Source organism: Phenylobacterium sp. (assembly GCF_036563285.1).
Taxonomy (GTDB): Bacteria; Pseudomonadota; Alphaproteobacteria; order Caulobacterales; family Caulobacteraceae; genus Phenylobacterium.
In genome coordinates this window covers 1,011,406-1,025,832 of the sequence record NZ_DATCMR010000011.1, presented here as the reverse complement: position 1 = coordinate 1,025,832, position 14,427 = coordinate 1,011,406, and the positions used below count along the sequence as shown (strand labels likewise).

The window sequence follows — 14,427 nt, the reverse complement described above, 5'->3', positions numbered from 1 at the left end:
TTGATCCGCCCGCTCATCTTCGCCGCCGCGCTGGCGCTGGCCGCCTGCGCCGCCAGCGGCCGCGTCTCGGCGCCGCCGCCGACCGTGGCCGCTGCGCCAGTCGATCCCTCGATCGTCAGTCCGCCGAAGACCGACCTGAAGGGCTACTTGAGGCCCGACGCCCTGGACGGGCTCGCCATCCTGGGCCCGCCCCCCGATCCGGACACACCCCGGGGTCAGGCGGACCGGGCGACCTACCTCGCCACCCGCGCGCTGGCGGGCACGCCGCGCTGGGAGGCGGCCAAGCGGGACAACGACCTCTGGTATGGCGGCGCCATGCGCCGCTACGCCTGCGCCGTCGGCCGGGAGATCACCGAGACCGCGACGCCGCTGACCTGGAAGCTGCTGCACCGGGTGGAGATCGACGTGGTGACGGTCGGCTCGCCGGCCAAGCGCCGGTTCAATCGGGTGCGGCCGCTGATCGGTGACGACCGTCCGGTGTGCGTGCCGCGCGAGGACTGGATGAAGACGAACGGCTCCTATCCATCGGGGCATGCCGGCACGGGCTGGGCGTGGGGCCTGGTGGTGGCGGAGCTGGCGCCGGAGCGCGCCACCGCGGCGATCGAGGCCGGCCGCGAGGTGGGCGACAGCCGGGTCGTCTGCGGCGTGCACTATCCCTCGGACGTGGAGGCCGGGCGTACGCTCGCCTCGGCCATGGTGGCTCGCCTGCACGCCGAGCCGGCGTTCCAGCGCGACCTGGCTGCCGCGAAGCGGGAGCTTTCGCGCGCGAAGCCGCTCAGCTGCCGCGCTTGAGCCGATAGGTGACGTGCGGCCGGAGGGGATGGTCCTCGGACAGCTTCGGATGCAGGAAGTCGGCGGCGGGGTCACGGACCATGCCGATGCGCTCCATCACCGCCTGGGAGCGCAGGTTGTTGTAGGCCGTTATGGCGACGATCTCGTCGTTGGGCTGGGTGGCGAAGCCCCAGTCGACGGCGGCGCGGGCGGCCTCGGTGGCATAGCCGTGGCCCCAGCTTTCCGGGACGAACCGCCAGCCGACCTCCAGCGCCGGCCCCGGCGGCAGGTCGGCCCCCATGGCCAGCAGGCCGGCGAGGCCGATCACCGCGCCGTCCGCCTTCCGCTCCACCGCCCAGAAGCCGAAGCCGTGCTCGGCGATCATCGCCAGGATGCGGTCCACCAGGGCGTCGCTCTCCGCAGGCGTGAGCGGACCGGAGAGCCACTCCCCCACCCGCGGGTCGGCGTTGAGCGCGGCGATGGCCGGACGGTCGGCGTCCGTCGGCGGACGCAGGATGAGCCGGTCGGTCTCGATCACGCCGGACAGGTCCCCGCGATCTGCGCGTAGAGGTCGGTGCGGCGGTCGCGGAAGAAGCCCCAGGCGGCGCGGTGGGTCTGCAGGAAATCGAGGTCGAACTCGGCGACCAGCGCGCCCTCGTCCTCACGCCCGAAGGCCGCCACCAGGTCGCCCCGGTGGTCCGCGATGAAGCTCGAGCCGTAGAACAGCTGGCCGCCGTTCGGGTAGCCGTCCCAGGGCTCGAAGCCCGTGCGGTTGGCCCCCACCACGGGGATCACGTTGGAGACGGCGTGGCCCTGCATCGCGCGCCGCCACGGCGCGGCGGTGTCCAGCGTCGCGTCGTGCGGCTCCGACCCGATCGCGGTGGGGTAGAGCAGCACCTCGGCGCCCAGCAGGGTCATGGCGCGGGCCGCCTCGGGGTACCACTGGTCCCAGCAGATACCGACGCCGATGCGGCCGAACTTGGTGCCCCAAACCTTGAAGCCGGTGTCGCCGGGGCGGAAGTAGTACTTCTCCTGGTAGCCGGGCCCGTCGGGGATGTGGCTCTTGCGGTAGACGCCCATCAGCGAGCCGTCGGCGTCGATCATCACCAGGCTGTTGAAGTAGTGCGGCCCCTCGCGCTCGTAGATCGAGATCGGCAGGACGACCCCCAGTTCCTTGGCCAGCGGCGCCAGCTCGGTCACGCAGGGGTGCTCGCGCCACGGATGGGCGGTGGCGAACCAGCGCTCCTCCTGGGTGACGCAGAAGTACGGCCCCTGGAACAGCTCGGACGGCAGGATCACCTGGGCGCCCTTGGCCGCGGCCTCGCGGATGAGGTCCGCGGTCCTGGCGATGTTTGCGCCCATGTCCGAGCCGTAGGAGGTCTGGAGGGCGGCGACGGAGAGCTTGCGCGTCATCGGGCGGGCTCCTGCTGGGTGATGCAGTGGAAGGATCCGCCGCCGGTCAGGATGGCGGTGGACGGAAGCCCGATCACCTTGCGGTCGGGGAACAGGTGCTCCAGCGCCTGGACGGCGAGCTCGCCGGGCCGCTCTTCGTAGACGGGCACGATCACCGCCTGGTTGGCGATCAGGAAGTTCATGTGGCTGGCCGGCACGGCCTTGCCCTCGTCGCCCTCCACCCAGCCGGGCGAGGGGATGCGCACCACCTTCAGCGGCCGGCCCGTGGCGTCGCTGGCTGCGCCCAGGCGGCGGGCCGCCTCGTCGAACGCGTCGGCGTTGGGATCGCCCTTGCCCCAGGCCACGGGGACGGCAACGACGCCCGGCGCCACGAAGCGGGCCAGGTTGTCAACGTGGCCGTCGGTGTGGTCGTTCTGCAGGCCGTCGCCCAGCCAGATCACGGCCCGCGCCCCCAGGGAGTCCGCGAGCGCCGACTCGGCGTCGGCCTCGGTCCAGTCGCCGTTGCGGTTGGGGTTGAGGACACACTGGCTGGTGGTCAGCACCGTCCCTTGGCCGTCGTGGTCGACCGCGCCGCCTTCCAGCACGAAGCCGTAGGCCTTCAGCGGCGTGGCGGAGGCCTCGGCGATCTGCTGGGCGACGGTGTCGTCATGCTCCAGCTCGTACTTGCCGCCCCAGCCGTTGAAGCGGAAGCCGCGGGCTTCCACGCCCTGCGAGCCGAAGCCGAAGATCGGGCCGGTGTCGCGCAGCCAGATGTCACCGAAGCGGCCCGGGACGATCTCGATCCCGTCGACGTCGCCCAGCAGCCGGCGCGCGGCGGCCTCGCCGTCCTCGTGCCCGGTCATGAGGCGCACGCGCTCCGCGCCCGGGCCGGCGAGCGCGCGGGCCAGCGCCGCCACCTCTTGCTGGGCGGCTTCCAGGTCGGTCTCCCACAGGTCCGCATGGCTGGGAAAACCCAGCCACATGGCCCGGTGCGGCGCCCACTCGGCAGGAACGGTGAAGCTCATAGCCCCCCTCGGCGTATCGAGGCGCGCAGATGGCCCCAGGGGGTCCCCCCGTCAATAGCGACAAAAGGAAAGGGCGGCCGCATCGCTGCGGCCGCCCCGATCCATCCGGCTCGTCTCGCTCTTAGAAGCGGTAGCGGGCGCCGATGCTGACCTGCCAGAGCGACTGCTCGCGGCGGAAGGCCCGCACGGGCTCGACGAACGCGCCGCCGACACCGGTGCCGGTGATCAGGTAGCGGGCGCCCGGCGCGCCGCAGTTGGCGGCCGCGGTGCTGGCGGCGGCAATGCAGCTGACATTCACCACGGGGACGCCGCGGTAGAAGTCGTACTGCTCGAGCACGCCCCAATCGTCGTTCAGCAGGTTGCCGAGGTTCTCGATGTCCATGAAGACCTCGAACTTCGCGCCCTTCGGCACGAAGGCCGGGAGCTCCTGCGACAGGTGCACGTCGATGGTGGTCACGTCGGCATGCCGGAAGGCGTTGCGCGGCGCGATCCGGCCGGCGTAGTCCGACAGGCCCGAGTTGTTCAGGAACTGCTGGAACCGGGCGGTGTCGAAGCCCGCGCCGTAGACGACGCGCGGGTCATTGGCCATCGGGACGTAGAGCAGGGCGTTGGAGCTCGCCTGGCGGCCCGAGTAGCTGGAGGCCGCATAGCCGAAGTCGTTGTCGAAGTTGCCGGTCCGGCTGTTGGCGAAGGTGTAGCTGAACGGCAGGCCCGACCGGTGCTGGGCGAAGATGTGGATGTTGGTCTCGTTGTCGCCGAAGAACTTGCGGCTGTAGTTCACGTCCAGCGCGTGGCGGTGGCGGATCTCGTAGTCCGAGGTTTCCGCCGGCGGCCGGTTCGGGTCGGTCGTCGCAAACCGGGTGTAGCTCGAAAACGCGATCGAGCTCGTCATCGGGTTGGCGTCTTCCGCCTCGGTGTAGGTGTAGATGTACTTGGCGCTCAGGCCCTCGAACCAGCCGTCACGCCAGTCCTTGGCCAAGGTGAAGGCCACCGACTCGGAACCGCCCTTGTCAGTGTTGGACAGCAGGAAGTCGAAGTTGTTGCCGGTGGTGGTGCCGGCGGTCGTGCGGCCGTAGACGGGACGGCCGTCCGGCGCGACGCCGGTCTGCACGGCCCGGGCGTCGTACCAGTAGAGCGCGTTCTCGTTGCCGGCGCGCAGGTAGTCGGCCTGCACCACCCAGCCCTCGCCCAGCCGGAACCGCTCCAGGTCCAGGTCGTAGCGGACCGAAAGGTTGGCCTTCCATACGGTCGGGATCTGGAAGCCCGGCATCAGCGCGTTCACGTCGCCGTTGCCGGGCGTGAACCGGCAGCTGGCCGGAGCCTGGGTCAGGCTGACGTTGGTGAACGGCGCACCGGGCGTGCAGACCGCGTTGGTCTGGGTCACGCCGGTGTTCGAGAAGGAGTTCGAAAGCCAGACGTTCAGGCCCGTCGACGAGAACCGGCCGAAACCGCCGGAGATGGTCAGCCGGTCGGTGGGCTCGTAGTTGAACGACACGCGCGGCATGAACCGCCCCTTGCCGTCCAGGTTCTCGGTGTTGGCGAAGCCGTTGCGCGAGACGAAGGCCGTGTTGAGCGGCGGCCTGTCGTCCATCGAGTACCAGTCGTAGCGCGCGCCGACGGACACATCGAGGTTGTCGAGGATCTGGATCCGGTCTTCGGCGTAGAGGCTCGAGAGGCGGAAGCCGAAGGCCGCGGCGCCGAGGCGCGCGGTGCCCAGCTGGGCCTGCACGGTGCCCGCCGCCGGATCGACGCCGCCGGTCAGCGAGAACGCGGAGGCGCGACGGTTCAGGTAGTCGGCGTAGCTCGCGAAGGTCCACTGGCCGAGCGAGGTGGCGACGAACACGTTGAAGATGTCGTCCTGCTCCGTGCGGAAACCGGCCAGCATGTCGTGGGCGCCGAAGCGATAGCGGGCGATGGCCTCGAACGTCTCCAGCTTCACGTTCAGGTAGTTGTCGTGGCGGTTGATGTCCGCGCCGAACCGGATCTGCGGGGTGCCGGCGCCGGGCAGCACGCCCGGCAGGTCGGCCACGTTGACCGTGACTTCACCGACGCTCAGGCCGCCGAGCGGCAGCTGCTGGGTGTCGGTTTCCTTGCTGGAGTAGCGCAGCTCGGTGGAGAAGTTCTCCGTCCAGTCCGAGTTGAGCTGGAAGGTGTAGGCCGTCAGCTCCTCGATCTTGTTGTAGTCGTGCGACTCCAGGCCGATGCGGGGCTGGGTGATGCTGTTGCCCTGGGCGAAGGTCGAGGAGACCGAGCCGTTCAGCGAATTGCCGAGGGTGTTCTGGTAGGTGAACGTCGCCCGGTGGCTGTCGGTGATGTTCCAGTCGATCTTGGCGAGCTTTTTCTCGTCCTCGACGGGGAAGGCGCCGAACAGGAAGTTGCCGGGGTCGTAGCTGTAGACGCTCTGGGTGGCGGCGCGGAAGGTGTTGATCGCCGCCTGGGTGATGCGCGGGACGGTGACGCTGGCGCCGGAGTCGACCGGGCCTTCGTCGAAGCCCAGCTCGCCTTCGAACTTCTCGTAGGAGAGGAAGAAGAACAGCTTGTCGCGGATGATGGGGCCGCCCAGCGTGGCGCCCCAGATCTTCTCCTCGAACTCGGCGCCGGTGGGGACGCCCTCGAGGGTATCGCCCTGGAAGTCACGGCCGGACTTCTGGATGAAGGCCGAGCCCGAGAACTCGTTGCCCCCTGACTTGGTGACGGCGTTGATCTGGCCGCCGGTGAAGCCGTTGTTCACGACGCTGTACGGCGCGACCGAGATGTTCACCGCGGCGATGGAGTCCAGCGAGATCGGCGAGCGCTGGGTCGGGTAGCCGTTGTTGTTCAGGCCGAAGTCGTCGTTCTGGCGCACGCCGTCGACGGTCAGCTGGTTGAACCGGGTGTTGGTGCCGGCGAACGACAGGGCGTCCTGGTTCGTGGGGTCGATGCTGGCGAACGGGTCGATCCGCGCGGCGTCCTTCAGGTCGCGGCTGATCGAGGGCAGCTCCTGCAGGGCGGCGCCCGAGAAGTTGGTGCTGGGCCCGCCCTGGGTCGGGGCGAGGGCCGTGGCGGTGACGACCAGCTCGGAGACCTGCGCGCCGCCGGCGGCGAACAGCGACACGTCGACGGTGGCCGGCTCGCCGACGCCGATGCCCGCCACGGTGGAGGTGGAGGCTTCGAAGTTCGGCGCCTTGGCGCTCACCCGGTACGGGCCGCCCGGACGCAGGCCGCGCACCGAGTAGAAGCCCTGGGCGTCGGTCATGGAGGTGGACGAGGAGCCCGTCGGCACGTGGGTGACCGTGACAGTCGCGTTGGGGACCGCAGCGCTGTTCTCGTCGATCACCTGACCGCGGATCGCGCCCGTGGTCGCCTGGGCGTACACCGCGGTGGACATGCCACACACGAGCGCCATCGTAGCCGCGCCGGACGCGAGCCTAGTCATCCAAGCCATTCAGAATCCCCTTGCCATAACCCCCCGGTCCCATCGCCCCCGACGAAACCATGAGTCTTGGCAGCCCTATAGCAGGGGTTTCGGCGTTGTGGGCGAAGGTTTTGTGACGGCGACAACCCGTCGCAAACTGTGGCCGAATTGCACGCGGCCGCTGCTTCAAGATGCGGCGCTCGTCGCGTACGGTCCGCGCCCAAAGCAGGCAGCGAGGGCGGCAAATGGCCGAAAGCGGGGCGAAGAGCGCGGCGGATGACTGGCGGGCGGCGATCCTGCTGGCGGCCGGCCTGACGCTCGCCCGGATCGTCGCCCTCTTCCGCACCCCGCTGGAGCTCTATCCGGACGAGGCCCAGTACTGGCTTTGGTCCCGCGTGCTGGACTTCGGCTATTACTCGAAGCCGCCCATGGTGGCCTGGACCATCTGGGCGACCACGGCGCTGGGCGGTGACGCCGAGGCCTGGGTGAGGCTCGGGGCGCCCCTGTTCCAGGCGGGGGCCATGCTGCTGGTGTTCGCCATTGCGCGCAGGCTCTACGGCGGGCGCGTGGCGCTGGCGGCCGCGGGGCTCTACGCCCTGGCGCCGGCGATCCAGCTCTCGGCGGTGGTGATCGCCACGGACTCGCCGCTGCTGTTCTTCCTCGGCTTGACCATCCTGGCCTATGTGGCGCTGCAGACTGCGGAGGGGCGCAACCGGCTCCTGCTGGCGGCCGGGGTGGGCGCTGCGCTGGGGCTCGCCTTCCTGTCCAAGTACGCCGCCGTCTACGGCCTGGTGGGCATCGCCCTGCACGTGGTCCTGTCGCGCGAGGCGCGGCGGCCCTGGTCGCTGGCGGCGATCGGCCTTGCGGTGCTGGCGTTCGCGGCGGTGCTCGCGCCGAACCTGGTGTGGAACGCCCAGCACGGGTTCTCCACCGTCCAGCACACCGCCGCCAATGCCGCCTGGGGCGGCCGGCAGCTGTTCAACTTCGAGGAGCTGGGGGAATTCCTGGGGACCCAGTTCCTGGTCTTTGGGCCGATCCCGTTCGGCGCCCTGATCGTCGGCCTCGTGCTGGGCCTGCGCCGACGGCATTGGGACCGGAGCGACCTGCTGCTGCTCTGCTTCACCCTGCCGCCGCTGCTGATCGTCACCGGCCAGGCCTTCATCAGCCGGGCCAACGCGAACTGGTCAGGGGCGAGCTACCTGCCCGGGGCGATCCTGGCGGCCGCCTGGCTGATGCGCTGGCGGGCCCGGCGGTGGCTCACCGCGGCGCTGGCGCTGCAGGCGGTGCTGGCGGCGGTGTTCCTGGCCTTCGCGGTCTCCCCGCGCCTCGCGGAGCAAGCCGGCGCGGCCAACAGCTTCAAGCGCGCCAAGGGCTGGTCGCAGATGACCGACCTCATCCTCGACCGCGCCGAGGTCGAGCGGAGCGCGGGCCTCTCCGCCATCGCGGTCAACAACCGCTTCCTCTACTACGCCATGAACTACTATGGGCGTGACCGCCTGCCCGGGATGCCGCCGCTACGCGCCTGGCTGCTGGCGGCGACGCCGCAGAACCAGGCCGAGACCAGCGCGCCGCTCATCCCGGCCGAGGGGCGGCGCGTTCTCGGCGTCGCACTTGAGGGCAACTACCGGCCGGAGATGATGGCGGACTTCCGCCGCACGCTCGGCTTCGAGATCGCCAACGTCAGCCTCGACCGCAGGCGCAAGCGGCGCGTGGAGATGTTCGTCGGGGAGGACTTCGCGCCCCGGCCTAGGCCGGGCGATACCGGTCGCCCCACACCACCTTGAGGGCGCGGTCGCGGCCGCAGCCAATACGGTAGGCCTCGTAGCGGACGGGGTTCTTCTTGGCGAAGTCCTGGTGGTAGCCCTCGGCCATCCAGAAGGGCGCAGCGTTGCGGACCTGGGTGGCCACGCGGACGTTCAGCTCCTTCTGGACCTTGGCCTTGACCGCCTCGGCCGCCTGCTTCTCCTCGGCGTTGGCGACGAACACGGCGGTCCGGTAGGACGGGCCCATGTCGCAGATCTGGCCGTTGGGGTCGGTCGGATCGATGTTGTGGAAGAAGTAGTCCACCAGCTGAGCATAGCTGGTCTTCTTCGGATCGTAGGTGACCCGGACCGCCTCGAGGTGGCCTTCATGGTTCTCGTAGGTCGGCTTGGCGCTGGATCCGCCGGAATAGCCTGAGACCGCGTTGACTACGCCAGGCGCGCGCTCCATGGCCTTCTCGATCGACCAGAAGCAGCCGCCGGCGAAGACGGCGGTCTTCAGCTTGGCGCCGGACGGCGCGGCGGCGCCGGCCAGCAGAAGGGACGAGGCGGCGACGGCCGCGAGCAGCTTGGCGTTCATGGCTCGAATTCTCTCACTCGTGGGCGGTCACGTCACGTCGATACGTAGGCGCGCCCGCGCCGGACGCCAGGGTCAGCCAGTCTTTCGCGGCGACACGACCACGTAGAAGCCGCCCGGCGGCTCGTGCAGGTGGTCGATGCTGAAGCGATCTTTCAGCTTCTCCAGCCACCATGCGGAGGGCTGCTGGATCAGGTGCGCGTTGCGGCCGTCGGCGAGCGCCTTCTTGGCCGGGCCGGTGTGGACGGTGAAGAAGCCCTGGCGGACGGTGATCACGGCGAGCTCGTCGAGCACCGCATCCAAGAAGTCCGGCTCGATGTGCTCCAGCACGTCGATGCAACAGACGAGGTCAGCGGGCCGGGGCGGCCCGTATTCCGGGAAGGCGGGATCGTACGCGAGGTAGTCGATCGGCAGGCCGAACCGGTCGACCAGTTCATCGCGCAGCCGCCGCTTGCCGGCGCCGTAGTCCATCACCGTCCTTGCGCCCGTTCGCTCGACCAGCGCCTTGACCAGCGGCGCGAACGCCACCGAGGAGACGCCGTAAGCAGGGTTATCGTGCAGCGCCTGCTGCAGGCGGCGATAGTCGTCGGAAATGACGCGCGGCGCGTCCACGGCTCAGGCCCCCTCGGCCCTGGGGCTCACCACGACGAAGAAGCCGCCGCGCGTGCGCCGCATGGTCTCGATCTCGAAGCGGTCGCAGATCCTTGGCATCCACCAGGATGACGGCTGTTGGACCAGGTGGGCGTTGCGCCCGTCGGACAGCACCTTCTTGGCGGGGCCGGTGTGCACGGTGAGGAACCCGTAGCGGCGGGTCAGCGCCTTCAGCTCGTCGAGGACCCGGTCGAGGAATTCCGGCTCGATGTGCTCCAGCACGTCGATGCAGCAGACGAGCTCCGCCGGCTGCGCCTCGCCGTACTCCGGAAACGCGGGATCGTACGGGTGGTACTCGATCTCGAGCCCGAGCTGCGAAAGCGCATGCTTCAGGTGCTGCTTGCCCGCGCCGTAGTCGGTGAGCGAGCGCACGCCCACCTGCTCGATGAGCTGCTTCACCAGCGGCGCGTGCTCGATTGACGAGACGCCGTAGGCCGGGTTCTCGTGCAGCGACTGCTGCTCGCGGCGGTAAGCCTCGGAGATGGGCGGGGTGGACGGCTCGCTCATGGCCGCCATCCAATCAGGCGGCCGCCTTCTCGGCCACCTCGAAGGGCGCCTCGGTCTTGGCGCGGACCTCGTCGGCGGTGACGCCGGGGGCGAGCTGGAGCAGCGTCAGTGGGCGCTTGCCGCGGGCCACGTCGAAGACGCCCAGGTCGGTGACCACCAGGTCGACCACGCCCTTGCCGGTGAGCGGCAGGGAGCACGCGTTGACCAGCTTCGGCGCGCCCGACTTCTCGACGTGCTCCATGACCACGACCACGCGCTTGACGCCGGCCACCAAGTCCATGGCGCCGCCCATGCCCTTCACCATCTTGCCCGGCACCATCCAGTTGGCGAGGTCGCCGTTCGCGGCCACCTGCATGGCGCCCAGGATGGACAGGTCGATGTGGCCGCCGCGGATCATCGCGAAGCTGTCGGCAGAGCTGAAATAGGACGAGCTCGGGAGCGCGGTGATGGTCTGCTTGCCGGCGTTGATCAGGTCCGGGTCGGCCTCGCCCTCGTAGGGGAACGGGCCCATGCCCAGCATGCCGTTCTCGCTTTGCAGGGTGACGCTCATGCCCGGCGGGATGAAGTTCGCCACCAGGGTCGGGATGCCGATGCCGAGGTTCACATAGAAGCCGTCGCGCAGCTCCTGGGCGGCGCGCGCCGCCATCTCTTCACGGGTCCAGGCCATCAGACTTCGTCTCCTGCGCCGGCGGTCTGAAGCTCGCGCTTGCGGACCGTCAGCTGCTCGATGCGCTTCTCGAACGCCGGGCCCTTCAGCAGGCGATCCACGTAAATGCCGGGCGTGTGGATGTGGTCAGGATCGATCGAGCCCACCTCGACCAGTTCCTCGACCTCCGCCACCGTCACCTTGCCGGCGGTGGCCATCATCGGATTGAAGTTCCGGGCCGTGCGCCGGTAGACGAGGTTGCCCTCCGCGTCGCCCCTCCAGGCCTTGACGATGGAGAGGTCCGCGGTGAGGCCGCGCTCCATCACATATTCCTCGCCGTCGAAGACGCGGACTTCCTTGCCCTCCGCCACCAGCGTGCCGACGCCGGTCTTGGTGAAGAAGGCCGGAATTCCCGCCCCGCCGGCGCGGATGCGCTCGGCCAGCGTGCCCTGCGGGTTAAACTCCAGCTCCAGTTTTCCGGAGAGGTAGAGCTCGGCGAACAGCTTGTTCTCACCGACGTAGCTGGAGATCATCTTCCGGATCTGGCCGCCGGCCAGCAGGACGCCGAGCCCGAAGTCGTCGACGCCGCAATTGTTGGAGACGACCGTCAGGTCCTTCACGCCCGAGGCGCGGATGGCCGCGATCAGGTTCTCCGGGATGCCGCAGAGGCCGAAGCCCCCGGCCATGATGGTCATGCCGTCGAAGAGCAGGCCCGCGAGGGCCTCTTCGGCGGTCTTCTGCACCTTGTTCGCCATGGCCAGCCGTTTACGGCGCCAGGCGCGGCTTGAGAACTGCCCCCTCGTCAAATTCATCAGGTGATGAACTTGCGCCACAGGCGACGGCGCCGTCCATTGCCGCGATGCAGTCCGACTCCCTTCTGATCCAGGCGCTGGTCTATCTGGCCGCCGGGGTGATCTCGGTGCCGATCGCCAAGCGGCTGGGGCTGGGGTCGGTGCTGGGCTACCTGATCGCGGGCGTGCTGGTGGGCCCCTTCCTCCTCGACCTGGTGGGCGAGGCGGAGGACGTCATGAGCTTCGCAGAGTTCGGCGTCGTGATCCTGCTGTTCCTGATCGGGCTGGAGGTCCGGCCGGCCCTGCTCTGGCGGATGCGGACGACGATCTTCGGCCTTGGCCTGGCGCAGCTCCTGGGGACCGCCGCCCTGCTGGGGGCCGCGGCGCTGGCCTTCGGCCTCGACTGGCGCGTGGCCCTGGCCGTGGGCCTGATCCTGGCCCTATCGTCCACCGCCATCGTGCTGCAGAGCCTGGAGGAGCGCGGCCTGCGGCAAGGCCCCGTGGGCGAGTCGGCCTTCGGCGTGCTGCTGTTCCAGGACCTGGCGGTGATCCCGCTCTTCACCCTGCTGCCGCTGCTGGCGCTGTCGCCGGTCGGCGACGTGGACGCCGGGCACGGCGCAAGCCTCCTGGGCGACCTCCCACAGTGGGCCCAGCCGCTGGCGGTGATTGCCGCCGTCGCCGCGGTCGTTGTGGGCGGGCGCTACCTGACCCGCCCGCTGTTCCGGTTCATCGCCGCGGCGCGCCTGCGGGAGATCTTCACGGCCTCGGCCCTGCTGCTGGTGGTGGCCGTCGCGGCGCTGATGGAGCTGGTCGGCCTGTCGCCCGCGCTGGGCGCCTTCCTGGCCGGCGTGCTGCTGGCCGAGAGCGAGTTCCGCCGCGAGCTGGAGACCGACATCGAGCCGTTCCGCGGCCTGCTGCTGGGACTGTTCTTCATCACCGTCGGCGCCGGCCTGGACCTGGGCCTCGTCGCGCGCCAGCCGCTCCTGATCGCCGGGCTGGTGATCGGGCTGATGGCCCTGAAGACCGCCGCCATGTACGTGGCCGGCCGCCTGTTCCGCCACCGGCCCCGCAACGCCCTGACCAGCGCCGTGGCGCTGGCCCAAGGCGGGGAGTTCGCCTTCGTGCTCCTGGGCGTGGCGGTGGGCGCCGCGGTGATCGCGCCGGAACTGTCGCGGCTGCTGACCGCGGTGATCGCGCTCTCCATGGCGGTCACGCCGCTGTTGCTCGGCGCTCACCAGCGGTTTGTGCTGGACCGGGTGGAGGCGCGCGAGGAGCCGGAGCGGCTGCCGTTCGATGAGGGCGATCCCGACGCCATCGTCGCGGGCTTCGGACGGTTCGGCCAGATCGCCACCCGCCTGCTGATCGCCAACGGCTTCAACGTCGTGCTGCTGGATTCGGGCATCGACCAGATCGACCTTATCCGCCGCTTCGGCTGGCGGGTGCACTACGGCGACGCGAGCCGCCTGGACCTGCTGCGGACCGCCGGCGCGGAGAAGGCCAGGCTGCTGATCGTGGCGATCGACGACCGCGACAAGGCGAAAGAGATCGTCGAGGCGGCCAAGGAAACCTTCCCTCACCTCACGATCATCGCGCGCGCCTACGATCGGCGGCACGCCTACGAGCTCCTGAAGGCCGGCGCCGACGAGGTGGAGCGGGAGACGTACGAGAGCGCGCTGAACTTCGGCCGCACCGCCCTGGAGCGGCTGGGGCTCTCCGAGCGGAGGGCGCTGAAAGCGGCGGTGCTGTTCCGCGACCACGATCAGGCGCTGTTCGACAAGCTGCGCAACGTCGCCCTCGAGGATGAGCGCTACGTCAGCGCCAGCCGCGCGTCCCGCGAGACCTTCGAGCGGCTGATCCGCGAGGAGATGCAGCGCCTGGACGACGAGGACGACGAGGACGAGGCGGGCGAGGCGCCGCGGCGTCTAGAGGCCTGAAGCCGGTGGGTGTAGGAATCCGCGCATGAACGACATCACTGCCCTTGGACGCACCATCGAGCCGGTCTCCTTCCAGGAGTTCGGGCGCGATTTCGACCGCTTCACCCAGACCCTCGGCGGCTCCTTCGAGCGCTACGGCTTCGCGGTGATCTCCGAGCACGGCATCCCGCAGGACCGCATTGACGCGGCGCTGGCGGCCACCAAGAAGTTCTTCGCCCTGCCTGAGGAGAAGAAGCTCAAGTACAAGCTGCCGGTGATGGGCCAGCGGGGCTACACGCCCTTCGGGATCGAGACCGCCAAGGGTCATGCCCACTACGACCTGAAGGAGTTCTGGCACGTCGGCCGCGACCTGCCGCCGGGCCACCGCTACCGCGACCACATGCCGGACAACGTCTGGCCGGACGAGGAGGCGCCGGAGTTCCGCGAAACCGTCGGCTGGCTCTACCAGGCGCTCGACGACATGGGGCTGAAGGTGCTGGAGGCGATCGCCGTCTACCTTGGCCTCGACCGCCATTTCTTCGATCCGACGGTGGACTTCGGAAACTCGATCCTGCGGCTGCTGCACTATCCGCCGGTGCCCAAGGACGGGCCGCACATCCGCGCCGGGGCGCACGAGGACATCAACGTCATCACCCTGTTGCTGGGCGCGGAAGAGGCTGGGCTGGAGGTGAAGGACCACGACGGCCAATGGATCGCCATCAACCCGCCGCCGGGGGCGCTCGTCTGCAACATCGGCGACATGCTGCAGCGGCTGACCAACCACCGCCTGCCGTCGACGACGCACCGGGTGGTCAATCCGGCGCCGGAGCGCCGCGGCTTCCCGCGCTACTCCACCCCGTTCTTCCTCCACTTCAACTCGGACTACGAGATCAAGACCCTGCCCAACTGCATCGACGCCGCTCACCCTGACCGGTACCCGACGCCGATCACCGCGGACGATTACCTCCAGGAGCGGCTGCGCGAGATCAAACTCGCCTAA

The 14,427-nt window shown here is 69.6% G+C and carries 13 protein-coding genes; 4 read left to right on the top strand and 9 right to left on the bottom strand.

Going from position 1 to position 14,427, the window contains the following annotated elements; translation table 11 throughout:
* A complete protein-coding gene (locus VIL76_RS15860; RefSeq protein WP_332046002.1) occupies positions 1-792 on the top strand; it encodes a phosphatase PAP2 family protein in 792 nt (263 codons plus the stop codon).
* Here the strand turns inward: VIL76_RS15860 and VIL76_RS15855 are convergent.
* The 4 genes from VIL76_RS15855 to VIL76_RS15840 form a co-directional block, all read right to left on the bottom strand.
* Positions 776-1,309 (bottom strand): GNAT family N-acetyltransferase, encoded by a 534-nt coding sequence (locus VIL76_RS15855; protein WP_332046001.1) that lies wholly within the window; start codon positions 1,307-1,309, stop codon positions 776-778. The genes VIL76_RS15860 and VIL76_RS15855 overlap by 17 nt on opposite strands.
* Entirely contained in the window at positions 1,306-2,184 is an 879-nt protein-coding gene (aguB, locus tag VIL76_RS15850; RefSeq protein WP_332046000.1) for an N-carbamoylputrescine amidase, read from the bottom strand. The genes VIL76_RS15855 and aguB overlap by 4 nt, the downstream gene beginning before the upstream one ends.
* Positions 2,181-3,188, bottom strand: coding sequence for an agmatine deiminase family protein (locus VIL76_RS15845; RefSeq protein WP_332045999.1), 1,008 nt, complete (start codon positions 3,186-3,188; stop codon positions 2,181-2,183). The genes aguB and VIL76_RS15845 overlap by 4 nt, the downstream gene beginning before the upstream one ends.
* Before the next feature lie 121 nt (positions 3,189-3,309).
* Positions 3,310-6,555, bottom strand: coding sequence for a TonB-dependent receptor (locus VIL76_RS15840; protein WP_332045998.1), 3,246 nt, complete (start codon positions 6,553-6,555; stop codon positions 3,310-3,312).
* A 272-nt stretch (positions 6,556-6,827) separates the two neighbouring features.
* Here VIL76_RS15840 and VIL76_RS15835 point away from each other — a divergent pair, with 272 nt between their 5' ends.
* Entirely contained in the window at positions 6,828-8,366 is a 1,539-nt protein-coding gene (locus VIL76_RS15835; protein WP_332045997.1) for a glycosyltransferase family 39 protein, read from the top strand.
* Here VIL76_RS15835 and msrA read toward each other — a convergent pair.
* The 5 genes from msrA to VIL76_RS15810 form a co-directional block, all read right to left on the bottom strand.
* Positions 8,329-8,922, bottom strand: coding sequence for a peptide-methionine (S)-S-oxide reductase MsrA (msrA, locus tag VIL76_RS15830; protein ID WP_332045996.1), 594 nt, complete (start codon positions 8,920-8,922; stop codon positions 8,329-8,331). The genes VIL76_RS15835 and msrA overlap by 38 nt on opposite strands.
* A gap of 72 nt (positions 8,923-8,994) precedes the next feature.
* Positions 8,995-9,531: a hypothetical protein gene (locus VIL76_RS15825; protein WP_332045995.1), complete on the bottom strand. Its 537-nt coding sequence runs from the start codon at positions 9,529-9,531 to the stop codon at positions 8,995-8,997.
* A gap of 3 nt (positions 9,532-9,534) precedes the next feature.
* Positions 9,535-10,077 carry a hypothetical protein gene (locus VIL76_RS15820; RefSeq protein ID WP_332045994.1) on the bottom strand — a complete coding sequence of 181 codons (543 nt, stop codon included), beginning with the start codon at positions 10,075-10,077 and terminating at the stop codon, positions 9,535-9,537.
* 13 nt (positions 10,078-10,090) lie between these two features.
* A complete protein-coding gene (locus tag VIL76_RS15815) occupies positions 10,091-10,744 on the bottom strand; it encodes a 3-oxoacid CoA-transferase subunit B (RefSeq protein WP_332045993.1) in 654 nt (217 codons plus the stop codon).
* Complete coding sequence (locus VIL76_RS15810; protein WP_332045992.1) at positions 10,744-11,478, bottom strand: CoA transferase subunit A; 735 nt, start codon at positions 11,476-11,478, stop codon at positions 10,744-10,746. Before VIL76_RS15810 ends, VIL76_RS15815 begins: the two co-directional genes overlap by 1 nt.
* A 104-nt stretch (positions 11,479-11,582) precedes the next feature.
* Here VIL76_RS15810 and VIL76_RS15805 point away from each other — a divergent pair, with 104 nt between their 5' ends.
* The gene (locus VIL76_RS15805; protein ID WP_332045991.1) at positions 11,583-13,448 is read left to right on the top strand and encodes a monovalent cation:proton antiporter-2 (CPA2) family protein; all 1,866 of its coding nucleotides are present in this window, start codon (positions 11,583-11,585) and stop codon (positions 13,446-13,448) included.
* A 25-nt stretch (positions 13,449-13,473) separates the two neighbouring features.
* Positions 13,474-14,427 carry an isopenicillin N synthase family dioxygenase gene (locus VIL76_RS15800; RefSeq protein WP_332045990.1) on the top strand — a complete coding sequence of 318 codons (954 nt, stop codon included), beginning with the start codon at positions 13,474-13,476 and terminating at the stop codon, positions 14,425-14,427.

Coding starts and splice junctions, on each gene's coding strand:
- aguB (WP_332046000.1), bottom strand. CDS start 2,184: ATGACGCGCAAGCTCTCCGTCGCCGCCCTCCAGACCTCCTACGGCTCG.
- VIL76_RS15810 (WP_332045992.1), bottom strand. CDS start 11,478: ATGGCGAACAAGGTGCAGAAGACCGCCGAAGAGGCCCTCGCGGGCCTG.
- VIL76_RS15815 (WP_332045993.1), bottom strand. CDS start 10,744: ATGGCCTGGACCCGTGAAGAGATGGCGGCGCGCGCCGCCCAGGAGCTG.
- VIL76_RS15835 (WP_332045997.1), top strand. CDS start 6,828: ATGGCCGAAAGCGGGGCGAAGAGCGCGGCGGATGACTGGCGGGCGGCG.
- VIL76_RS15820 (WP_332045994.1), bottom strand. CDS start 10,077: ATGAGCGAGCCGTCCACCCCGCCCATCTCCGAGGCTTACCGCCGCGAG.
- msrA (WP_332045996.1), bottom strand. CDS start 8,922: ATGAACGCCAAGCTGCTCGCGGCCGTCGCCGCCTCGTCCCTTCTGCTG.
- VIL76_RS15800 (WP_332045990.1), top strand. CDS start 13,474: ATGAACGACATCACTGCCCTTGGACGCACCATCGAGCCGGTCTCCTTC.
- VIL76_RS15805 (WP_332045991.1), top strand. CDS start 11,583: ATGCAGTCCGACTCCCTTCTGATCCAGGCGCTGGTCTATCTGGCCGCC.
- VIL76_RS15840 (WP_332045998.1), bottom strand. CDS start 6,555: ATGTCCACCGCGGTGTACGCCCAGGCGACCACGGGCGCGATCCGCGGT.
- VIL76_RS15845 (WP_332045999.1), bottom strand. CDS start 3,188: ATGAGCTTCACCGTTCCTGCCGAGTGGGCGCCGCACCGGGCCATGTGG.